This window comes from Sulfuricurvum sp., from assembly GCF_049277495.1.
Taxonomy (GTDB): Bacteria; Campylobacterota; Campylobacteria; order Campylobacterales; family Sulfurimonadaceae; genus Sulfuricurvum.
Map to the genome: position 1 here is coordinate 14,153 of NZ_JBASYM010000011.1, position 21,416 is coordinate 35,568.

Below are 21,416 nucleotides of genomic sequence, written 5' to 3' on the forward strand. Positions count from 1 at the left end.
CCTTCAAAGGGATTATTTAGAAAAAATTATCTTAGTGTGTTGTGCAGACAGAGCAAACGTCAAACGTTCGAAAGATTAGAGAGGCTTTAGCCGAAGATTCTGCCCCGATCATCGCTTTTTGGGCAATTCCGGGTATTTCAGGAGTACCGTTACCCAAATTCCACTGTGTTGGGGTAATAATCGAATACGCCGTGATTTTACCTTTTTCCATTGTGGCACGGTGGATCAGGGAACCTCTCGGCGCTTCTACGATGCCGATTCCCTCGGCGCTGATACTCTCAATCGCTGAGGGTGCTATAAAGGATGGTTCGGAAAGATCCAGCGAGGTCAGAAGTTCTCTCACATACGCGACCAGATAGACCATTTCGTCCACACGTGCAGCAATACGGGTGAGAGCGGTATCGCCGCAATGTTGATACAGATTCGTAACACCGGGGCGTTTCGTAACAATAGAACGAGACAGCGGACCCGTCTCGTAAAATTCGCCATTATAGAGGGCATTTTTGGCATACGTGCTTCCCCCCTGAGCAAAGGTCTGCGAATCGTCCTCACTGACTAAACCGATATCGGAAGCACTCCGTATATTATTCATGATGGCCGTTTTCTCTTCACCTAACACCAAAAATCGGCCGTAGCTTTTCCCCGAATCCAGCAAATCTAAGTTTTCAAAATTACGTAAAAGAGTCCCGAAATCTCCCTTTAGCGAAAGTAAAAATTCCCGGCTCATCCGGCTTTCAAACATTTCGCTGCTGCATCCCAGTACCTCTTGGGCCATAAAAGACTCCACATCAGAAAGGATTTTCAGAGCCTGCATCACCTCGATGTGCGTCGGATCACAGGTTACCCCTCCGGGAAGTGCGTATGAACTGTGAGGCCACTGCCCGCTAAACAAAGCGCACAGCTGGTTGACCTGAGAAGAGACATACAGAGCTTTCAATGCGACAGAAGGCTCCGTCCCTAAGAGTTTCCCGCTCTCATGCAGCATAACGAGATAAAGCCACTTGATATGATTTTGGATCACTTCGCACACTCGCGTAATCTCTCGTATCGAATGTGCTTTCGGAGTGATCTTAACGGATGCCCCGGCAGCAGCATAAGCATTTTCGAGCATCCGTACCGCAGCAATCAGATGGGAGTGTCCGCAGATACCGCACACGCGCGGCGTAATCACCAATGCATCCAAGGCATTTCGCCCCTCCAAAATTGCTTCCATCCCTCGAAAATGCAAAAAGCGTATGTTTGCTTCTTCAATGCGTCCGTCTTTATCGGAACGAAAATCGATGACCGCCTCTCCCTCTATCCGTTCGATCAGCTGATGGGTAATCATTTAAGCAGTCTCTCTTCCAATCGTTTAATATGAAATGATTTTGCCGCACCCGCAAGGGCGAGATAGCTCCGTTTCGGGATTCCCAGCGGCATTTCAGCGGGGATAGACATGTACGTTTTCGTCGAAAAGAGCTCCCGTTTGGGAAAAGCGGGCTCGGTACATCCGAAACACGGTGTCCCTGCACGGGTTTTAGAGCTCACCCCATTCCAGAGTATTTTATTACAGCTGCCGTGGGTTAACGGCCCCTGACACCCTTGGTCGTAAAACAGACACCCCTCTTTGGTCCCGAAGGTCTCACTGTCAACTTTCCATTCGAAATATTCGTTGCGCAAACAGCCGTTATGGACCAGATAGGCATACAGCTCTGTCGGACGGCAAAACTCATCCACCGCGATCGTCTTGCCATGATAAATCATATCGATCACAAAACTCAGCCATTCTGGATGGGCCGGACAGCCGCTGAGAGTGATTATTTTCTCCCTCATCTCTCTCAAAGGTCCGCTCGCATTTTCTTTGTCAAACAAAATACCGCTGATATGTTCGGGATCCGCTTCTTTGAATATACCCCCGAAACTTGCGCAGCTTCCCATCGAAATAATATGTTTTGTTTTAGAGGTAAGCACCGGCAAAAGCTCTTTCATCGTGATACCGGCACGTTCAAAATCGCCCTTGTATGAGCCTTCGAAAATAAGAATGTCCGACTTTGGAACCTTGGTGACCAATTGCTGCAAAGTGAGGGTACAAGGGAGAAGCGGATGATGGATAAATTCCACCCTATCCAAAAACACCCCTAAGGAAGGATCATTTAAAAAAGAGTGCGTGTTTCCGTTACAGGTGATTCCCTGCAGCCAAATAACTTTAAGTTTAGCGGGTTTTGAGGGCATAATAGATATTTTCAGAGATGGAGGATTCATAACTCTCCAACGGTTTAGGGAGGATTTTCTCCCCGTTGATAAAGACCATTCCCCCTAGATATCCCATGAAAAGTCCGAATGCGCTGAAAAAATCCTGATCTCTCAGCTCGCCGGAACGGACCCCTTCTTCGAAGAAAATCATCAATTCGGTCACAAATGCCGAAACACAGATCATCCCTTCGCAGCAGTTTTGAAATACTTCGCGGTTGGAGAGATAGACCCGTAAAAAATACTCGATCGTTTCCGGACGCTCCTGGGCGATTCTAAAATACATATGGACAATCGCATCGATTTTCTCTTTGGTATTCAAAGGGCTTTCATTGATTTTCCGAATCTCTTCCCCTAAAATATTGGCGATGTAAAGGATCAGATCTTTCGCCAGCATCTCCTTGGAGGTAAAATAATTATAAAGGTTCCCGACACTCATCCCGATTTTTTCAGCGATAGTAGGCATTGTCGTTTGATAAAATCCCTCTTTGGAAAATAATTCCAAGGCTTTTGTCATAATGGAAACTCTGCGTTCTTCTTTCGTTAATCGTGCCAAATTCTATTCCTATATTTATTTTGAAAACGGAAACGGAGTAAAACCCCGTTTCCTACGCTTGCCGCTGTGGCGCTAAAGCTTGCCTCAGTAGAGGCAGAACTTATTCGTTTTCATAATTATAGCGAATACTAATTCATAATCTTATAGTGTGACAGTTCCCGTCCCGTTGCATCGATCACATGGACCGCACATGCCAAGCACGGATCAAACGAATGGATCGTCCGCAAAACTTCCAGCGGCTGTTCCGGATTAGATAAAGTAATACCGATCAACGCCTCTTCATAAGCCCCTCTGGCATTATGGGCATCTTTGGGCGAAGCGTTCCATGTTGTCGGAACCACGGCCTGATAATTGGCGATTTTTCCCTCTTCGATACGGATAAAATGTCCCAATACCCCGCGCGGTACTTCAAAGATTCCCGCCCCCTTCGCGTCCTGCGGCAGCTCTTCAAAAATGTATTTCGTCCACGTTGTCTCATCGAAATATTTGACGTTTTCGATCAAATCGCTCATCATATCAAAAAGGTAGTCGCAGCAAATCTGTGCTTCCACCGCACGGGCGGCATTGCGTCCGAGTGTCGTCGAAAAATCGATCAATTCCATCTGAGAGCGTTCCATAAACCGTTCCATATAAGGACGTATGATCGGCGAATGTTTGCTGTACCCGATGATCATACGGGCCAGAGGCCCTACTTCCATCACCTCTCCATCATAGCGCGGTGCTTTGACCCAGCTGTATTTTCCCTCGCTTTTAAGCGTTCCGTCATCGTTCAGATCGGTATAAAACGGTACCGTCTCTCCTTCATACGGTGAGAGCGGCTCATTCGTCTCATACCATGAGCGAGAGGCCTCTTCAGTGATTTTACCCGCATCAAACGGCGCGATATTCTCAAAATCATGTCCCTTGATCACACCGGACTCAAACAAAACCGACTGCTTGCCGAAACGGTATCCGCCGCACCCCATGAAGTTTCCGCTTGCTCTCCCCTCCCCTGATTTGATCGTCTCTCGATAGGCATCCGTAACCATCAAGATATCCGGGATATAGGCACGCTCGATAAACCCTCGAACATCCTTGATGATAAAGAGAAAATCGTTCAATCGCTGCGGATTGAGGATTTCAGCGACACTGGTCACCCCTCCGACGACCAGGTTCTGCGGATGGGGCGTTTTACCCGCGAAAATCGCAACCGCTTTGGAGATTTCACGCTGGATGTTCAATGCTTCGAGGTAATGGTTCATATGAATAAGATTTTGTTCCGGAGTCAGACGATAGGCTTTATGCCCCCAGTATCCGTTGGCAAAAAGCCCCAGGCGGCCTGCTTTGACATAGCTGCTGAGTTTTTCTTTGACACTCTCCATATGGGCTGCGGAGTTTCGATAAGGGTTGGTACTCCATTTTTCCGCTTCACGCGAAGCACTCAGGCAATCTGCGTTTAAAGCTCCGGTGATATCGACATAATCGAGCGAATGGAGGTGGTAATAATGGACGATATGATCTTGGACAAACAGCGACAGTGTGACGAGATTGCGGATGATTTCGGCATTGTGCGGAATGGTGATTCCGTACGCTTCTTCCACCGCACTGATCGAGGCGCGGTAATGGACATTCGTACAGACGCCGCAGATTCGCTGAGCGATCAGTCCGGCATCTCTGGGATCGCGCCCTTTCAAGATCGTCTCGATCCCCCGAAACAGCTGTCCGGATGCCCATGCTTCGCGTATGACATTGTTCTCGTCAATCTCAACCTCGATCCGCAGATGTCCTTCGATCCGGGTTATGGGATCGATAACGATTTTTCGGTTACTCATGCGGTTTCTCCTCTAATTTTCGATTGTTGGCATAGCTGTCAAACGCGATTTTACCCTGGCCGCAGGCGAAACATCCATGCCCCACCTGCACCGGCCAGCTCGTCCCCTCGTTAAACTTGACCAAAGAGCAGTTGAGATCGGCATACGGCCCTTTGCACCCCATCTGAAACAGACACCACCCCTTCTTGGCCCCCGCATCTCCCCATTCGAGAACAAACTCGTCCAGATCATAGTGGCCGCGCCGTTCGCAGTTGTCGTGCACCCTGAACCCGTACGCCCATTCGGGACGGTTTTTAGCATCCAGTTTCGGAAACTCATCGAACATGATGTAATGCAAGAGGGTCCCCACGATATTAATCGGGTTGACGGGACATCCGGGGAGATTGATGATATCGGAGCGTCCGAGGGCTTCGCTCACCCCGACCGCACCCGTCGGATTGGGCGCTGCCGCAACCACCCCCCCGTCAAACGCGCACGATCCTACCGCCATGACCGCCGCCGCATTTGCGGCAACCCGTTTGAGCAGATCAACGCCCGTCTCTCCTTTAGGGCCGATACGCAGGAACTTCCCATCCAGACCCATCGGTACCGCCCCCTCGACGATGAGGACGTATTTTCCCGCATCATTGCGGACGATGTCACGGAGAACCTGTTCGGACTGTTCCCCCGATGCCGCCATCAGCAGTTCATGGTAATCGAGCGAAATGTATTTGAGGATGAGATCGTCGATTTTAGGATGGGCCGTTTTGATAAACCCTTCCGAATTTCCGCTGCAATCGGCAAGTTCCAGCCAGATAATCGGAATTTTATTGAGGTTCGTCACCCCCTCTTTGACCACTTCCTCGTAGCTCGGATGCAAATGCATCGAAGCGGTAATCATCGAGACCCAGCGGTTGAATTCGTGGCTCATCTCAAACGACTGTATCGCTTCTTCGAGGTTATCGCTGCTGAGCTGATTTTTCGGATGGATACGGTTGTATTTTTCGATCCGTTCACGGACAACCGAGAGTTCCGCCTCTTTAGCCGCCGCTTCACGCTCTAGTTTTAACCGTGCCGATTCTTCGGGGTCGATCGGGGTCGCATCCAAAATCGCACAGATATCCTGTTTGCACCGTCCGCAGGTACGTCCCGCCTTGGTATATTCTTTGAGCTCGCCAAACGACGTCACGGCGTTTTCTTGGATCAGATTGATCAGTTCCTGCTCGTGTACCCCTTCGCAGCTGCAGACCAGCCGCCCGTTTTCGGACATCAAACGGTTGGAGTAAAAATAGGCCGCATCGATCGGCTCATCCAGCTCCATCAGACGCTTCAGCCTCAAAAGGTCGATATTCGTATTGATCCCGATAAAACGTTTCAGACGGTCGTGATTGACGATGTATTGGTCGATCCGGTTTTCGTGAGAGATCAGAATCGTTTCGTTATCCGGATCGTTCGGGTCAAACGCAGGGGACGTGACATCCGCGAACAAAAAGGATCCTACTTTGAGTCCGTCGATCGATACCGCTTCATGAAACGCTTTCTCTTCGTGACCCAAAAGATTGCTAATCGCGACATCGGCTTGGAGGGTACACTCTTTCACCCGTCCGGCGATAAACCCGCCCTCGCGCAGCTGTGCCGCTTCCCCGACGCAAAAGATATCCGGATCAGACGTTTGCATCGACGCATTGACCAAAATCCCCTTGTCGCATTCGACAGCCCCTCGCGCAAAGGCGATATTCGGATCGATCCCGACACCGAAAATCAGAAACGGATCGTCTATTTCCGTCCCCTTGCGGGTCAAAATGCGCGTAATCGCCGATCCGGCGATTTCCCGATCGACGATCGCGTCGTTAAAATCGATTTTGATACGCGGATCGGATTCAAAAATCCCCCGTATCAGTGCAACGGCGGCAGAATTCAAATCACGGGAATAGAGATACTCGCTTCGTACGATCAGGGTGATGCTTTTAGCGTCATTGTTGCGCATCAAGGTATCGAGAAGCTCAAGCGCTATCGGTCCCGCACCGATAATGACTACGTTTTTCCCGATAATCCCCCGTGCGATCTCTTCACAGTCACGGACACTTCGAAACGTTGCCGCGTTATCGATCTGTGATATATCAAAAAGCGCTTTAGGGATAGAACCCGTCGTAATGATGAGTTTATCGTACGAAAAAGCGGCATGTTCGCTAAAAATACGTTTTGCGCCCGGATCAAGCGAAGTGATTTTTTGGTTCAGTTCCAACCGCACTTTCGGATGGAGTTCCAGGGCGATGTTCTCCGCACATTTGGAATGATCGACCAAAGAGCAAAGATGAATCCGATCATACGGAGGATGCACTTCATCGGAGACGATCAAGACATCCGATTCCGGAGCTTGTTCCATAAGGGCATTGGCGAGATAAACGGCGGAAATTCCGCCTCCTACAATTACAATCCTCATATCGGTTCCTCACTCATATTTTTGATTTTTGCCGCTTTAAAATCTTCACGGCTTTGTTTGCATGAGGCTTCCCATACAAACCACCCCTCGTTGGCCGCATCCTCTTTCACCGCAGATTGCTGCTTCGTTTCGCTTTGCCATAATGCCTCTTCGGGTTTGGGGCAGGCACGTACGCATTCGCCGCAGTAGATACAGAGCCACGGATTATAGCGATACTCTTTCTCCCCCTCCAAGGGCTGGTAGAACAAAATAGCCCCCGGAGGACACACCTTTTCGCATTTGTCGCAGAAAATACACGACTCTTTGTCATATTCGATCAATCCCCGGTAGCCCTTGGGCAGCTCCATATCCTTAGCCGGATAATCCATGGTATGGATCGGCTTAAAAAGGTTTTTCAACGCTTCGAGGATTGCTCTAAACATTGCTTTTCCTACTTTGCCGTGCAGGACATGCACGGATCGAAAGAGGCGAGGATGGCAGGAGCATCGGCATACTCGGCCCCCTTAAACACTTCCATCATTGCCGGTATCCCCGAGAATGTCGGCGTTTTGATACGGACTCTCTCGAGCATGCTGCTGCCGTTGCCGCGTACGAGGTAAAAGAGTTCTCCTCGCGGGGCTTCGACACGAACGACCGTCTCTCCTGAGGGCTTTCCTTTCACCTTCCCCTGGATCTCTCCGATGGGGAGGTTGTCCACGATATGCAAACAGATACTCATAGAGTTTTGTATCTCCCGAAGCCGGACAAAGTTGCGGGCATGGATATCACCGCCGGACTCCAGAATCATTTTATGCCCCAGCGCTTCGTAGGGAAAATCGGAGCTTTCAGAACGGACGTCCGTCGCCAACCCTGACGCGCGGGCCAAAGGGCCCAGCGCATTATAGGTATAGGCGTCCTCCAGTGTCAATATGCCGACCCCTTTGTATTTCAGAGACAGGGACCAGTTATTGTCGAAAAGGTCGACCAGCGTCTCGATTTTTTCACTAAGGAGCGTGAGGTTTTTACGAACCATACCGGAGAGCTCGGGGGTCAGATCACGGTTCACTCCTCCGATCGAGATAAAATCAAACTGGATACGGTTCCCGCTGATCGCTTCTTGGAGTTCCATCACCAGTTCCCGATCGGCCATGATCTGCATAAAAAGCGCTTCGAATCCGGCATTCTCCGCCGTATGGGCGAGACAGAGCATGTGCGAGTGGATACGGTCGAGCTCCACCATCAGCATCCGCAGATATTTGATCCGCTCGTTCGCTTCATATCCCAGCAGTTTTTCGACCGCCAGGGTATACGAGAGCGAATGGGTAATGGCGCAAAGCCCGCAGACGCGGGCAACGACATACCCCACCTGCTTGAATTCGAAATTACGGGTGCAGGCCAGCTCCACCCCCCGATGGACAAACCCCACATCGGCATCGACTCCGATGATCTTCTCATTTTCACACTCGAATTTGAATCGGACCGGTTCGAGCAGGGAGATATGCTGAGACCCCAGAGGGATTTGGATCGTCTTTTTCATCCCTCACCCCTTAGCGGATGCTGCAGCGAATCTTCATCCAAATAAAGCCCGCGTGCCGCTCCTTCAACCTTTAATCCGAACATATCGACGATCTCCCTCTCCCCCATAAAGGCGGAAGGGATCAGTGCGACAACCGAGGGGACGGGTGTTTCATAATCACTGAGGGCATAATAGATAACGACCTCGTCTTTGGTACCGTATTTGGAGAAAATCCACTGCAGTTCGATCTTACCCTCACCCAGATCGATCCCGTTGACCGTCAGGAAATGCCACTTTTTGGGTTTATAAAAAGCGCCGATATCTGCGATAAGGTTTGGAAGGGTTGTCGCTAATTTAGTCATGCTTCACCTTTGTTGCCATATTAAGGCGGCTGAGTTTGTTACCGATCGTTTCAACGGCTCCGAAAAGTTTGAACGGTTTTTCGATTGCTTTGCTCTTCTGCTCCAAAATCTCACCCGCTTTGACCAGTGCATCAATGATGAGCTGCGGCGACGAGGCACATCCGGGGACATAAACATCGACGGGGATATAACGGTCAATCCCGTCTTCGACATTGACCATCCCCCGAAAGACGCCCCCTGTTGCCGTACATGATCCTACCGCTATAACCACTTTGGGTTCAGGTATTTGCGAATACAGTTCTACCAGCCGTTCGCGGGAGCGGTAGGTGACCGGACCCGTCACCAAAAAGATATCCGACTGTTTCGGATTTCCCGTATTGATCACCCCGAAACGCTCCAGATCGAACTTCGGTCCCAATGCCGCGAGGATCTCGATATCGCACCCGTTGCAGCTTCCCGCATTGTAGTGCAATATCCACGGCGATTTTTTCCGAAACGCGCTAAAAAACTTCATGATAGCATCCATAAAAGGTTCATAACGGCCAGCGTCATCGCGGCACCGTAGATGATCTTGAGCATATGCGCACTGCGGACGCGGGCCGTAGCGTTATCGACCAAATTGACCAGCAAGAATACTACTCCGACTAAAACAGCCCCGAGCCAAATCGACGAGCCTCCGAACATAAAGACAAAGCTGTAAATGAACAGGTACTCCAGAAAACGGGACATATAGAGGAATTCGTAAAAAACACCGCTGTACTCGATCTCGACTCCGCCGACAATCTCCTGATGGGCTTCACCGACATCGAAAGGGGACTTTTTCACCTTGATCGGGACGATCATCAACAATGCCGCAAACAAAAGGGGCATTTGCTGCAGATACCCCCCCTGCCCCAATATCTCCGAAATCTCGAAGCTCCCGCTTTGCAGATAAAAACCGACTGCCGTCAAAATCAGTATCGGTTCATACGCGACGAGCATCAGCAGTTCTCTGTTGGCCCCCAGATGCGAATACGCCGAACGGACACTGTACCCCGCCAAAACCAGCAGCATCTGCGCAAAGAGATGCAAAAAAATAACATAGAGCAGGTTCCATCCCCAAAAGATCGCCGCGACGGTAAACCAAAGAAGAAAGAAATGGGCGACTGCCAGCAGAGCATGGGGGGCATGAATGATGAGGGTCCGTTTGTCCAGCAGTTTAAACATGTCATAAAACGGCTGCAGAAGCGGCGGCCCCTGACGCCGCTGCATCCGCGCCCGAAGAACCCGTTCGCCGCCGTATACCAGAGCGCCCAATATCGGTGCAAGTGCGATCCATATCCAAATCATGAGAATGCTCCGACGACAGCTACGGCGACAAACACCAGCGTAAAACTCCCGTAAATCACCTGTTTCACCGGAGGCGAAGGTTCATAATAGACCAGCGCCGCATCAAAAGGCTCTTTCTCCCCGCATTGATAAGGCCCCGTGCGGTCATACCGTTCCATACTCCGCACCATCGACGGCAGCGCAAATACAAACAGCAGCGGAAGAATGAAAAGTGCGAGCAAAACGTCACGCTGAATTATGATAAATCCGGCACCGGAACCCAGAATAAGAAGGGTCAAAAATATCAGCGGAATACTAAAACCAGGCGGGATACGCTCCTCTTCTGCACCCACAACATCCGAGGTGTTAGAGAGAAGTGCCGAAGAGACTTTAAAATACAGAAGCACCAGCAACGTGCTTCCGATGATCATGGATAACAATACGATCAACAGCAAAGGACGCTCCCGCAAGAGCGATGCAACCGAGGTGATCGCGAACAGTTTTCCCATAAAAAGACCAAACGGCGGCAAGGTCAAAGAGACAAACCCGAAGACGATAAAGGCGACCGTTTTAGGCGCTCGGCGCACCAGCCCTTTCATCTCTTCGATATTTTTCATATGATATTGTTTTTCCAACACCCCCGCCGCCAAAAAGAGGAGCGCTTTAGAGAGGGCATGAAACCCCATCAGCACCATGGCAAGGGTCATACTCTCTTGCGTACCGATTGCCGCCAGCGACATCATAAGACCCAGCAGTGCCACGGTCGAATACCCCAGAATCTCTTTCAAAAGCGAACGGGACAATGCCAGATAAGAGGCCGCGACAAACACCAGAGCCCCCGTTACGGACAGAAGACCTCCGAGCAGCGTCATCCCCAGCAGAGGAGCAAGTTTTAACATCAGATACGGCGCGATCTTGACCATCGTCGCCGAGTGGAGCATGGCACTCACCGGGGTCGGCGCGACCATCGCGCCCAGCAGCCAGCTATCAAACGGGATCGATGCCCCTTTCACCAACGCCGCCATACTTAAAAACGCTACGCCAAGAAGCAATACACCGCCGGATTGCTGTATCAATGTATCCAACATCACCGTCCCAAAACCTGAGACGCCAACCAATATCCCCGCCAGAATGACCACTCCACCGATCTGATTCATCCAAAGCGCTTTGAGGGCATTCGTGCGGCTCACCTCATCGTCTCGAAAAGCAATCAGCTGATAGGATGCGAGGGTGGTCAGCTCAAACAAAAAGAAGAAAAGCAAAAGCGAATTGGCGCAGACAAGGGTATTCATAACGGAGAGAAACAAAAGCAGCGAGCCGACAAATAGCCGTTTTTTGAACGGAGTTGCCGGCTCATCTTCCATATAACGGACGGAGTAGAGGACGATGATTCCGCCGACGATGTTGATGATCAAAAACATAAATCCAGAGAGATCATCGACGATAACCTCCGCCGATCCCCCCGAAGGTGCAGCCGACTCCGCCCACCCGTACAACAGCAGTTGAACGGCGGCCAGTATCATTATTTTGGGGCTCTTATACTTACTCCCCTGATATAAAAAGTATAGCAATAACACAATATCCGCAATCACGATCATCGTATTCAGCGTATAGGGAAGATAAAACGAGAGATGCTCCGCAGACGTAAAAATAGAAACCGACAGGAAACTCCCGATCGCCAAAAGTGCCGTACACAGGAGATAGAGCATCCGTACCGACGAGAATGCCAATACCAAAGCAGCAGTAATCATCGGTAATACGATCAATGTTAATACCATCACGCCTGCATCCCTTTTAGGAGCTAATTTGAAAGATTATAACACATGATCTGCATCAAAAAGTTACAAAATATTCTAAATTTTATAGCGTGACCGGTCAGCGTGACACCTACTTGGCAACAATTTTTATTTCATCATTTAAGTTCTTTATTATTACATTTTAAAGAAACCGTCGATAGAATCATTTGTTTATAGTTGGAATTCAAATTGAGGAATGACAATGGCACCAAATGCACTTTTAGTTAGATTACATGAGGCTAAAAAAGGACATCTCCGATGGATAGGCAGAGTTGAGGAACTTGTCCAGAACAATCTCTCCGATTCACCTCTGATAGAATCCTCCGGAACCGAATGTGCCCTTGGGAAATGGCTTATCCATGAGTTTAAGTCAATCGATCGAAATTCCAAAATCTTTAATGCATTTTCTGCCGTTGATACATTCCATAAAGAATTACACGATTTATATTTAGACATTCTCGCACTGAAATCCGGCAAGGGCCAAAATAAAATGTTGTTCGGCATGCAAAGAATCGTTATGTGGTGGCACCCGACCCTATCCGTTTCTTCTCAAATAAAAAAGAGATACCATCTGTTAAAGAAAAAATCAGAGGAATTGTTTGCGGCGCTCGATATTTTAGAGGGAGCTCTCAGCATGCATGGAACGCAGTCGTTGAAATATACGGGGAGAGTTGCTTCTGATGATGTGCTGCAAAGGTCGTAAATAATTTTTTTATCCACTCTGCCGAATAAAAATGAAGAATGATTGAATTACCTATTTATTTATTACTTAACAGGTTTGTACAAGTGCATACAATAATCTGATTGTATATCCAAACCTAGTTAGTATTTTTTATTCCGTTTAGTTATAATATATAATATACTATCATTTACTTCTTTTACAGTATTTGAATGATCGCTTTTCTTGTGCACCTCGTATTGCTTTTTGACGTCAGCATATTTTTTATAACGAACTCTAATTTTTTCTTCAATTAAAGATAGCTTTTTTTCTTTTAATAAACATGGCTCAGGATCTTCTACTTTGCTTAAAGCAATATCATCAATCAACACATTTCTAGTTTCAACAGCTTCTTTCAATTTGCGTATCCAGTATTGAAGACTACTTTCCTTTTCTAATGAATCATCATATTTGAGTTTTTTTATCAATGACAGCATTTTCTTCAAACTAATCGTTTGTTGTTTTGAGTTTTTATTTGCGGTATGAATCTTTTCTTCTCTTTTTACTAATCGAACTTTATTATTCAAATCAACACCTCAAATGTACTCTGTTAAAATGCTCGAACCCATTAAATTTGACGAATCGGATGTTTAGAGTAATGATCCATAAATACTTGCATCCACATTTTATTTTTGCTTCTTTTATATCTCTCAATCTTTAATAGACTTCAACACTATCCACTCTAAGTTATATCTGTCAACCAAGATATTAATTTTAAACCATTACTGTAATTCTCTAAAGAGTCTAACACAAAATCTATGCATATTTACAAAGATTGTATTTCAATTAACCATCTCCGATCCTTCAAATAATATATTGAGAATCTTATTATCAATTTTAATCAAAGAGTCGGCTATTCAATATTCACTATTTGAAAACGGGTCTGAAAAAATGGGCGTAAATCATTATTGGATGAGCAAGATAAGAAAGATTTTTAAATAGTTTTATAAGTGGATGATTTTTGGGATTTCTAAGGGATTTTAATGATTGTAAGATGGTGGCGGGGGGGGGACTCGAACCCCCGACCTCCGGCTTATGAGACCAGCGCTCTAACCAGCTGAGCTACCCAGCCATCTTATGTAGAATTGGATAAGGCCGGAATTATAGTGAACCATTGCTTATTAAAAACTAAAAGTTGAACAAGTTTTAAAGAGAATAATAAATTTAATTACATCATACATGATTCAGCTCATAAGTATTGAGTCAAGTTGACTAAGAGATTGACAATTAATCCAAACTCGTGTACAATCCCGAGCATATAAATCACTTAAAAGGAAATGCTATGAACTTTCAACCGCTTGGAAAACGAGTCTTGGTTCAACGTCTCGAAGAGGCAACCAAAACCGCTTCAGGAATCATCATCCCTGACAATGCAAAAGAAAAACCTTCACAAGGCACTGTTATCGCAATCAGCAGTGAAGTCGAAAACGTTTCTACCGGAGATACCGTCGTATTTGGTAAGTATGCCGGCAGTGAATTGACCCTCGATGGAAAAGGGTATTTGGTCATCGAGACTGACGACCTTCTCGGAATTATTAAATAACTAACCACTTTATAAGGAGAATATTATGGCAAAAGAGATCCATTTTTCAGACGAAGCACGCAATAAGTTAGCCGCAGGGGTACAAAAATTGACCGACGCGGTTAAAGTAACCATGGGGCCACGCGGACGTAACGTCCTCATCCAACGAAGCTACGGCGCACCAAGCATCACCAAAGACGGTGTATCGGTTGCCAAAGAGGTAGAACTGAAAGACCCTCTTGAAAACATGGGAGCGCAGCTCGTTAAAGAGGTTGCTTCCAACACGGCGGATGAAGCGGGAGACGGTACGACGACAGCGACGATCCTTGCCAACGCCATCTTTAAAGAAGGTCTTCGCAACATCACTGCGGGTGCTAACCCGATCGAAATGAAACGCGGTATGGATAAAGCAACCGAAGCGATTTTGGCAGAGCTCAAAGCCGCTTCACGTATCATCAACGACAAAAAAGAGATCGCTCAGGTTGCAACCATCTCTGCTAACTCGGATGACCGTATCGGTGCAATGATCGCGGAAGCGATGGATAAAGTAGGCCGTGACGGTGTTATCACGGTTGAAGAAGCCAAAGGGATCAATGATGAACTCGACGTTGTTGAAGGTATGCAATTCGACCGCGGTTACCTCAGCCCGTATTTCATCACAAACTCTGAGAAAATGACCGTAGAGTTGGATCACCCGTTTATCCTCCTTTTCGATCAAAAAATCTCAAACCTCAAAGACCTTCTTCCTGTATTGGAACAAGTTCAAAAAAGTTCACGCCCGCTTTTGATCATCGCTGAAGATGTCGAAGGTGAAGCGTTGGCGACATTGGTGGTCAACAAACTGCGCGGCGTACTCAACATCACTGCGGTTAAAGCTCCGGGATTCGGTGACCGCCGTAAAGCGATGCTCCAAGACATCGCGGTATTGACCCGTGCACAAGTGATCTCTGAGGAGATCGGCCGTACATTGGATAGCGCAACCGTTGCAGACCTCGGTCAAGCGGCACGTGTCGTTATCAGCAAAGACAATACCACTATCGTCGACGGTGCAGGAGAGAAAGACGCGGTTAACTCCCGTATCAAAGAGATCCGTACCCAAATCGAAACCACCACCAGTGAATACGACAAAGAGAAACTCCAAGAGCGTCTTGCGAAACTCGCCGGCGGTGTTGCGGTTATCAAAGTCGGTGCGGCTACCGAGACCGAAATGAAAGAGAAAAAAGACCGTGTTGACGATGCTCTCTCTGCTACCAAAGCGGCCGTTGAAGAAGGTATCGTTATCGGCGGCGGTGCGGCACTGATCCGTGCGGCGGCAAAAGTGAAACATGAGCTTACCGGCGATCAAAAGATCGGATGGGAGATCATCCTCCGTGCTATCTCTGCACCGGTTAAACAAATCGCTGAAAATGCGGGATACGATGCAGGTGTTGTCGTCAACACGATCGTGAGCGCAACCAACGAAAACATCGGATTCAACGCCGCTACCGGCGAATACGTCGATATGTACGAAGCGGGAATCATCGATCCGTTGAAAGTTGAGCGCGTCGCGTTGACCAATGCAACATCGGTATCGAGTATGCTTCTCACAACCGAAGCGACGATCCATGAGATCAAAGACGACAAAGCCGGCGGAATGCCGGATATGGGCGGAATGGGCGGAATGCCGGGGATGATGTAACAGCCGTTACACGCTCCCGCCCCGAGAAAATTCCTTCAACGGAGTTTTCAACGGGATTTCTCCTCTAAATACTCTCTCTACTTCTACTTTCTATCTCTGTGAAATTATCCATCCGTTACTTATTCAAGCTATAATTGACGCTAAATCTATTCAGTATCGAGGTTACTATGGAAATGTTCTTTGGATTGCAGCTGTTTTTGCTTTTTATTGTCGTCGGCCTCTTTTTGATATGGATATGGGCCATGGCCGATATCATCACCTCCAAATTCAAAGAAGATCTCATGCAGGTCATCTGGCTTCTGGTCGTTTTCTTTTTACCGTTTATCGGTGTTTTACTCTATCTTTTGATCGGCCGTTCGATGAAAAAGATCCCGCCCGAAGAACGTATCGAGGATCATAAATACGACCATTTGACCAAACTCAAAACACTTTTGGATGAGGGGATACTCACACCCGAAGAGTATGAAAGTGAAAAAGAGAAAATATTGCGCCGTTAGGGCAATCTAAACTATACCTATTCTAAAGGCGATGGCAATGGTTCCGTTAATCAATTTTCAACTCGTACCGATCCAGTTCGGTCATATCGCTGCCGATATTCAAACCAATCTGCTTCAGTATCTTGTCGATAATACGACACTGGTCTGGATGGGAATCATCGCCGTTTTAATAATCACGACGCTGCTGATACGGATAAAAATTGCACATCTTTTTACGAGCCGGTCGATTTTCCCGATCTTTGCCGCATCCTTTTCCCCGTTTATGACCATGTTTGTAGCTCTGTATGTACTCAGCGAAGAGCCCGCAAACAGCGTCATGATTATCCTCTATTCCCTCGCCTCTTTTTGGTTGGCCATCTCGCTCCTGCGCATTCCCCTAAAGATGCTCAATTTTTTCAACCGCAAGCTTTTTTATACGGCCAGCGGTTTCTTAGCCCTCTCCGGCGCTATTTTACTCTTTAAGCAACTCAGCGAAATCGCCTCCAATGATTTCTATCTCGATGCCGTCTCTTTGTTTGCGCTCCTGACGATCATCTCAAAATTCGGGATTATCATCGGCTTGTACCTCTACGGACATATGCTGCTGCCCGCACTGCTGACACGATGGGAGGCAATTCTTCCTCGGTGGAGTTCCCCATGGGGAATACGGCTTTTTTCCCGAGTGCTCTTTGTGCTCGTTTCCCTGCTGTGGCTCGGTAATATTCTGAGTGTTTCTCTGAAAGTGCTGATGCTCCTTTTTCTCTCCTCGGTACTCATCGGCACCTTTGTCATGATCCGCAATCATACCGAGTGGATTATCCGCCATCTTTACAACCCGGAGCTCTATACTCCGGTAGAATTGGAAAATCTTTCGTACCACCTTCACAAAAGTCTCCTCTTGGTTTTCCTTTTCTTTTTTTACCGATTGACCCCTTTGTTCAGCGAACTGCAACGATTAAATGAAATGCTGGAATCTGTAGTGCTGATCCAAACAACGCTGCTGGAGCTTTCACTGCTGCAATTAATCAGCGCACTCTTTGTTTTTAATCTTTTCTACAGTCTTCTCTTTATGGTCGCCAAACGGATACGATTGTTTCGGGCATTTCGTCACAGCATCAACGCAAAATCAATCGAAGCCCTCAGTCTCAACTTCGGAATTTTGATCATTCTCATTTTGGCTTTTATCCAGATGGACGTATCATGGCGTGTTTTCATTCCGATTGCCGGGGCTCTCGGGATAGGATTCGGGTTCGGGCTTCAAACCATCCTGAATAACTATATGAGCGGGTTCATCGTCCTCTTTTCCAAAAAACTGCGGATCGGCGACATCGTCGAACTGCCGGGCAATGCGGGGAGTGCTGTTGGCAATACCAGCGGGACCATCGTAGGAACCGTCGAGACCATTGATATCCTTTCCACAACGCTCCGAACCGTCGACGGGATTGAAATTTCGATCCCAAACTCTTTTTTTATCGCCGAAAAGATCATCAATTATTCCCAGACCTCCCCTTTTGTACGGGTAAAGATTTCCGTCGGTGTCGATTACACTACCGATTTGGAAGTAGTCGAAAAACTGATTATCGAAGCGATGAATGAGTGCGATGAGATCGAGCAGTCGATGGATAAAGGGGTCATCTTTACCCAATTCGGTTCAAGCTCGCTCGATCTGGCCCCCTATTTTTGGACCAATATCCGAACCGTTCGGGCACTCGGCGCCCTCAAAGGGGAACTCATGAGCCGAATATTGAGCAAATTCCGCGAACATGGCATATCGATCCCGTTCCCACGAAGTGATATCACTATTCGCAATCCTGTCGCGGTTCAAACGAATGCGGAATAAAGATCTCATGTAAGAAAAACACTAATCCGTTATAATACGGAAAATACATTAAGGTCTCATACACATGGCAAAATATCCGACACTCTTAGAACAATTTCGCTCTTTCTGTTTTCAAAACAATGCCAACGATCTTGAAGAAGCTATCCGATATTTTTCAGTTTTCGGAGGGATGGGGTGGAGCGTCGACCTCTCTAGACCCCTAGATGAACTGATCGAAGAGAAGATCTTAAAAAATTACCGATACATTCATGGGGATATCGCAAAGATCACCCAAAGCAACCAAACCCACCATGCGCTCCTGAGCGCCATCGCCATCGGAGACAGACGGGAACACTCCGCATTCCGCAGAGCCGATGTTACCAGAGCCGAAGGGGAAGCGTCGATCAACTTCCTGATCGATAACGGGCTGCTGATCCGTGACAAATCGCAAGATCAGCCGGTCGATGAAAAAGAGGTCGTATCGGACAAACTGTTTTTCATCGCCCCGTTTATGCGCTTTTGGTTCTCTTCCATCTCCCCTTATTACAAAGGGATCAAAGAGGGGAATTTCACCGAGGTCAAAGAACGGTGGAGCCATCTTCAGCATGAGTTTACCGACCTCATCTACGAACAGCTGGTAAGGGAACTGATCAAAAAAAGTTTTACCGAAGACCGGGTCGAAAAAATCGGCTCTTACTGGGATAAAAACAGTGAAATCGAGATTCTGGCACGTACCAAATCCGGCAAGATCATCGCAGGGTCATGTAAATATTCCAAATCAAAAGCCAATAAAAGCGAACTGACCAAGCTCAAAGAGAAATGCTCAGATGCCCAGATTCATGCCGATATTTTTGTGATTTTCTCTAAAAACGGTTTCTCGAGTGAGTTTAAAAAGGAGAAAGGGGAAGGGCTAAAACTCTTTACCCTGAAGCATCTCAGAGTTCTGATGGAGGATCTTGGTCCCAAAGATCTTCTCGTCAATACCAACAAGAAGTACTAAAAAATCTTCACCCCTGATGAAAGGGTGAGGTGTAAATTATTCATTATCGCTTTCAGCAGGGATTATTGCTTGTCGATTTTCCCAAATCGAATGCAAAAACGCAATCGTAATCAAACCGATACCGATCGTCCCTGTCACTGCTTCATTGATATGCATCGTAATCTTCATCAACATGATAATCGCCAAAATCCCGATTGCATAGTGTGCCCCGTGTTCAAGATAGCGAAACTGAGAAAGGGTTTTATGCTCAACAAAATAGAGGGTGATACTCCGCACAAACATCGCTCCGACTCCAAGCCCGATCATGATGATAAAGATATTGCTCGTCAGAGCGAACGCCCCGATAACGCCGTCGAAACTGAAACTGGCATCCAAAATTTCAAGATAGATAAAACCGGCGATACCGCTTTTAACCGTATCCGAAGAGAGGAAATGATCCAGCATCCCGAGCAATGAGTGCAGCAGCACCCCATACATAAATGCCAGCACAATGCTAAAATCCTCAGTGATATGCCCTAGAGCGATCCCCACCATGATTGCCGTAATGAGCTCGATATTGGCTACCCCTGAAAACCGTTCCATCATTCTGGAACCTTCAACAAACGTCACCCATTTGATATCGCGTTCTTCAAAGAAAAAGTCCAAAAAGACCATCAGCAAAAAAGCTCCCCCGAATGCGAAGATCGTCGATTCGGTCGCTTTGAGTACTTTTTCGTATTCCGCAGGCTGATTCATTGCCACTTGCAAGGTCTCGATCAATCCCATCCCCGTTACAATGGAGACAATAGCGAGAGGGAAAATCAATCGCATTCCGAAAACTGCGATGGGGATACCGAAAACGATAAACCGTTTCTGCCAGATCGGATCCATTGTTTCCAATACTTTGGCATTTACCACCGCATTATCGAATGAAAGCGATATTTCAAGGATAATCAATAAAAAGGTGATATAAATAGCGGCGAGCCCACCGAGGTAAAACGCTGCAATCAGCCCTAAAGCCATGATTGCAAACGAGCTGTAAAAGTAGCGCATCGGCATCCTTTAAAATAGATCCGAAATTATATCCTACCTGTGGGCATTATGCCACTGTACTAGACTGAGGCGAAACCCTTCTTTGACCGGAAGAACCTCATGAGAGAAATAGGGATTGCTTAGAAATACCACCATGTCGCCCGCTTCCGGACGCAGAGTGATCGTATTGCCATGCTCATCGCACAGATAATTAAACAGAAGTTCTCCGCCGCTAAAATGATCCGTATCGGTGGGATGAGGCGTGTAGGACGTCGTGAACAATACGGTAGTCAGTTTACGTTCCGGCGCTACGGGTGTAAAACCGATAGTTTCCCCGTTACGATTACGCAGTTCGCTCGAATCATCACTGTGTTTAAGATAAAACGACCCGCTCTCATACCCCAGTACCTGAATATCGGTAGCCGTCGTTAAAGAGAGGGCAAAAAATGCCTCGATCTCAGCCCGGACCGCAGAAAACCGGTTCTCATATATACTGCGGAGTTCAGGGCTCAGCATATGGATCTCCGTTTTACGAATCGCAGTATCGAGGGATCTGCCGCGAAGCTCTGCTTGTACCGCCTCTTTGTCCGAGAGTGCCGCCGCCGTGATCGCACGGCATTCACTCGGGCTAAGCACCCCTTCGATCACCATATAGGGGAAATCGTGATAGGGGTTCGGGAGTCTTTTCGTCGGTATCTCCCAGTTTAGAAGTTCATCGCGCGCATAAACGTAATTGGAGATTTGATGCACGGATCACTCTTTGAAACGCCAAAGGAATACAATCCCTTTGACTATGTTTGCCGCTATTGAGGCAGAATGGATCATTTTTGCTTATCCGTCACGATGTAAAGCTGTTCGTGTCCCAAACGCTTCAATACGTCCATGACACCGACGAAGTTTTGGAATGCGGCCTCTTTATCACTGTAAAGAACCACCGTCATCTCTTTGCCTCCGGAAACGACGCGCTGTTCAAACTGATCCAGGGTAATGGGAGTTTTTTCATCTCCCAGCATAAGCGTTCCGTCTTTTTGGATCGTGAGCTTGAGTTCACTCGGCTTATGCTCCGCCGCCGTCCCTTTGGCTTCAGGGAGATCGACCGGGATAAGTCCCGTCCGGATAAACGTAGCGGTCGTCAATACCATGACCAAAAGAACCAGCATGATATCAATGAAGGGGATAACGTTGATCGTATCGATACGCTTCATTCTCATCG

Annotated in this window: 21 protein-coding genes and 1 tRNA gene; 6 read left to right on the plus strand and 16 right to left on the minus strand. The window is 47.5% G+C overall.

The annotated features are described in order from the left end of the window. Positions 1-31 precede the first annotated feature (31 nt). From WAO38_RS02255 to WAO38_RS02305, 11 genes are all read right to left on the minus strand, one after another. A complete protein-coding gene (locus tag WAO38_RS02255) occupies positions 32-1,327 on the minus strand; it encodes a nickel-dependent hydrogenase large subunit (protein ID WP_422233940.1) in 1,296 nt (431 codons plus the stop codon). Next, entirely contained in the window at positions 1,324-2,211 is an 888-nt protein-coding gene (locus WAO38_RS02260; protein WP_422233942.1) for a hydrogenase, read from the minus strand. The genes WAO38_RS02255 and WAO38_RS02260 overlap by 4 nt, the downstream gene beginning before the upstream one ends. Beyond that, positions 2,192-2,785 (minus strand): TetR/AcrR family transcriptional regulator, encoded by a 594-nt coding sequence (locus WAO38_RS02265; protein ID WP_422233944.1) that lies wholly within the window; start codon positions 2,783-2,785, stop codon positions 2,192-2,194. Before WAO38_RS02265 ends, WAO38_RS02260 begins: the two co-directional genes overlap by 20 nt. Positions 2,786-2,913: 128 nt before the next feature. After that, positions 2,914-4,596: a nickel-dependent hydrogenase large subunit gene (locus tag WAO38_RS02270; protein ID WP_422233946.1), complete on the minus strand. Its 1,683-nt coding sequence runs from the start codon at positions 4,594-4,596 to the stop codon at positions 2,914-2,916. Then, positions 4,589-7,018, minus strand: coding sequence for a hydrogenase small subunit (locus tag WAO38_RS02275; protein ID WP_422233948.1), 2,430 nt, complete (start codon positions 7,016-7,018; stop codon positions 4,589-4,591). The genes WAO38_RS02270 and WAO38_RS02275 overlap by 8 nt, the downstream gene beginning before the upstream one ends. Beyond that, entirely contained in the window at positions 7,015-7,440 is a 426-nt protein-coding gene (locus WAO38_RS02280) for a 4Fe-4S dicluster domain-containing protein (protein WP_422233950.1), read from the minus strand. Before WAO38_RS02280 ends, WAO38_RS02275 begins: the two co-directional genes overlap by 4 nt. Positions 7,441-7,448: 8 nt before the next feature. Next, entirely contained in the window at positions 7,449-8,534 is a 1,086-nt protein-coding gene (locus WAO38_RS02285) for a nickel-dependent hydrogenase large subunit (RefSeq protein WP_422233952.1), read from the minus strand. Next, positions 8,531-8,875, minus strand: a complete 345-nt coding sequence (locus WAO38_RS02290) for an NADH-quinone oxidoreductase subunit C (protein WP_422233953.1) — start codon at positions 8,873-8,875, stop codon at positions 8,531-8,533. The genes WAO38_RS02285 and WAO38_RS02290 overlap by 4 nt, the downstream gene beginning before the upstream one ends. Then, on the minus strand, positions 8,868-9,389 hold the full coding sequence (locus WAO38_RS02295; RefSeq protein ID WP_422233955.1) for an NADH-quinone oxidoreductase subunit B family protein: 522 nt from the start codon (positions 9,387-9,389) through the stop codon (positions 8,868-8,870). The genes WAO38_RS02290 and WAO38_RS02295 overlap by 8 nt, the downstream gene beginning before the upstream one ends. Beyond that, on the minus strand, positions 9,386-10,204 hold the full coding sequence (locus WAO38_RS02300; RefSeq protein ID WP_422233957.1) for an NADH-quinone oxidoreductase subunit H: 819 nt from the start codon (positions 10,202-10,204) through the stop codon (positions 9,386-9,388). The genes WAO38_RS02295 and WAO38_RS02300 overlap by 4 nt, the downstream gene beginning before the upstream one ends. Further along, positions 10,201-11,961, minus strand: coding sequence for a proton-conducting transporter membrane subunit (locus WAO38_RS02305; RefSeq protein WP_422234160.1), 1,761 nt, complete (start codon positions 11,959-11,961; stop codon positions 10,201-10,203). The genes WAO38_RS02300 and WAO38_RS02305 overlap by 4 nt, the downstream gene beginning before the upstream one ends. Positions 11,962-12,181: 220 nt before the next feature. Here WAO38_RS02305 and WAO38_RS02310 point away from each other — a divergent pair, with 220 nt between their 5' ends. Next, positions 12,182-12,682 (plus strand): CZB domain-containing protein, encoded by a 501-nt coding sequence (locus tag WAO38_RS02310; protein WP_422233959.1) that lies wholly within the window; start codon positions 12,182-12,184, stop codon positions 12,680-12,682. Positions 12,683-12,801: 119 nt separating this feature from the next. On the opposite strand, the gene WAO38_RS02315 is transcribed toward WAO38_RS02310, so the two are convergent. Beyond that, complete coding sequence (locus WAO38_RS02315) at positions 12,802-13,224, minus strand: hypothetical protein (RefSeq protein WP_422233961.1); 423 nt, start codon at positions 13,222-13,224, stop codon at positions 12,802-12,804. 468 nt (positions 13,225-13,692) lie between these two features. Beyond that, positions 13,693-13,769 (minus strand) — tRNA-Met (locus tag WAO38_RS02320). Positions 13,770-13,979: 210 nt separating this feature from the next. Between WAO38_RS02320 and groES the strand changes: the two genes are divergently transcribed. The 5 genes from groES to WAO38_RS02345 all read left to right on the plus strand — a co-directional run bounded on the left by groES (position 13,980) and on the right by WAO38_RS02345 (position 19,192). Further along, on the plus strand, positions 13,980-14,240 hold the full coding sequence (gene groES / locus WAO38_RS02325) for a co-chaperone GroES (protein ID WP_422233963.1): 261 nt from the start codon (positions 13,980-13,982) through the stop codon (positions 14,238-14,240). Between the two features lie 25 nt (positions 14,241-14,265). Next, the gene (gene groL, locus WAO38_RS02330; RefSeq protein ID WP_422233965.1) at positions 14,266-15,897 is read left to right on the plus strand and encodes a chaperonin GroEL; all 1,632 of its coding nucleotides are present in this window, start codon (positions 14,266-14,268) and stop codon (positions 15,895-15,897) included. Positions 15,898-16,064: 167 nt separating this feature from the next. Then, positions 16,065-16,394, plus strand: a complete 330-nt coding sequence (locus tag WAO38_RS02335) for an SHOCT domain-containing protein (RefSeq protein WP_422233967.1) — start codon at positions 16,065-16,067, stop codon at positions 16,392-16,394. Between the two features lie 37 nt (positions 16,395-16,431). Beyond that, positions 16,432-18,213 carry a mechanosensitive ion channel family protein gene (locus WAO38_RS02340; RefSeq protein WP_422233969.1) on the plus strand — a complete coding sequence of 594 codons (1,782 nt, stop codon included), beginning with the start codon at positions 16,432-16,434 and terminating at the stop codon, positions 18,211-18,213. Between the two features lie 64 nt (positions 18,214-18,277). After that, a complete protein-coding gene (locus WAO38_RS02345) occupies positions 18,278-19,192 on the plus strand; it encodes a DUF234 domain-containing protein (RefSeq protein ID WP_422233971.1) in 915 nt (304 codons plus the stop codon). Positions 19,193-19,228: 36 nt separating this feature from the next. On the opposite strand, the gene WAO38_RS02350 is transcribed toward WAO38_RS02345, so the two are convergent. The 3 genes from WAO38_RS02350 to WAO38_RS02360 all read right to left on the minus strand — a co-directional run bounded on the left by WAO38_RS02350 (position 19,229) and on the right by WAO38_RS02360 (position 21,414). Next, positions 19,229-20,224 (minus strand): DUF475 domain-containing protein, encoded by a 996-nt coding sequence (locus WAO38_RS02350; protein ID WP_422233973.1) that lies wholly within the window; start codon positions 20,222-20,224, stop codon positions 19,229-19,231. A gap of 33 nt (positions 20,225-20,257) precedes the next feature. Beyond that, positions 20,258-20,953: a 2OG-Fe(II) oxygenase gene (locus tag WAO38_RS02355; RefSeq protein WP_422233975.1), complete on the minus strand. Its 696-nt coding sequence runs from the start codon at positions 20,951-20,953 to the stop codon at positions 20,258-20,260. Positions 20,954-21,024: 71 nt separating this feature from the next. Continuing rightward, a complete protein-coding gene (locus tag WAO38_RS02360) occupies positions 21,025-21,414 on the minus strand; it encodes an ExbD/TolR family protein (protein ID WP_422233976.1) in 390 nt (129 codons plus the stop codon). Positions 21,415-21,416: the final 2 nt, after the last annotated feature.

Bases quoted from the DNA above. Each gene is read 5' to 3' on its own strand.
- WAO38_RS02255 (WP_422233940.1), bottom strand. From the start codon at position 1,327: ATGATTACCCATCAGCTGATCGAACGGATAGAGGGAGAGGCGGTCATC.
- WAO38_RS02260 (WP_422233942.1), bottom strand. From the start codon at position 2,211: ATGCCCTCAAAACCCGCTAAACTTAAAGTTATTTGGCTGCAGGGAATC.
- WAO38_RS02270 (WP_422233946.1), bottom strand. From the start codon at position 4,596: ATGAGTAACCGAAAAATCGTTATCGATCCCATAACCCGGATCGAAGGA.
- WAO38_RS02275 (WP_422233948.1), bottom strand. From the start codon at position 7,018: ATGAGGATTGTAATTGTAGGAGGCGGAATTTCCGCCGTTTATCTCGCC.
- WAO38_RS02280 (WP_422233950.1), bottom strand. From the start codon at position 7,440: ATGTTTAGAGCAATCCTCGAAGCGTTGAAAAACCTTTTTAAGCCGATC.
- WAO38_RS02285 (WP_422233952.1), bottom strand. From the start codon at position 8,534: ATGAAAAAGACGATCCAAATCCCTCTGGGGTCTCAGCATATCTCCCTG.
- WAO38_RS02290 (WP_422233953.1), bottom strand. From the start codon at position 8,875: ATGACTAAATTAGCGACAACCCTTCCAAACCTTATCGCAGATATCGGC.
- WAO38_RS02295 (WP_422233955.1), bottom strand. From the start codon at position 9,389: ATGAAGTTTTTTAGCGCGTTTCGGAAAAAATCGCCGTGGATATTGCAC.
- WAO38_RS02300 (WP_422233957.1), bottom strand. From the start codon at position 10,204: ATGATTTGGATATGGATCGCACTTGCACCGATATTGGGCGCTCTGGTA.
- WAO38_RS02305 (WP_422234160.1), bottom strand. From the start codon at position 11,961: ATGGTATTAACATTGATCGTATTACCGATGATTACTGCTGCTTTGGTA.
- WAO38_RS02310 (WP_422233959.1), top strand. From the start codon at position 12,182: ATGGCACCAAATGCACTTTTAGTTAGATTACATGAGGCTAAAAAAGGA.
- groES (WP_422233963.1), top strand. From the start codon at position 13,980: ATGAACTTTCAACCGCTTGGAAAACGAGTCTTGGTTCAACGTCTCGAA.
- groL (WP_422233965.1), top strand. From the start codon at position 14,266: ATGGCAAAAGAGATCCATTTTTCAGACGAAGCACGCAATAAGTTAGCC.
- WAO38_RS02335 (WP_422233967.1), top strand. From the start codon at position 16,065: ATGGAAATGTTCTTTGGATTGCAGCTGTTTTTGCTTTTTATTGTCGTC.
- WAO38_RS02340 (WP_422233969.1), top strand. From the start codon at position 16,432: ATGGTTCCGTTAATCAATTTTCAACTCGTACCGATCCAGTTCGGTCAT.
- WAO38_RS02345 (WP_422233971.1), top strand. From the start codon at position 18,278: ATGGCAAAATATCCGACACTCTTAGAACAATTTCGCTCTTTCTGTTTT.
- WAO38_RS02350 (WP_422233973.1), bottom strand. From the start codon at position 20,224: ATGCGCTACTTTTACAGCTCGTTTGCAATCATGGCTTTAGGGCTGATT.
- WAO38_RS02360 (WP_422233976.1), bottom strand. From the start codon at position 21,414: ATGAGAATGAAGCGTATCGATACGATCAACGTTATCCCCTTCATTGAT.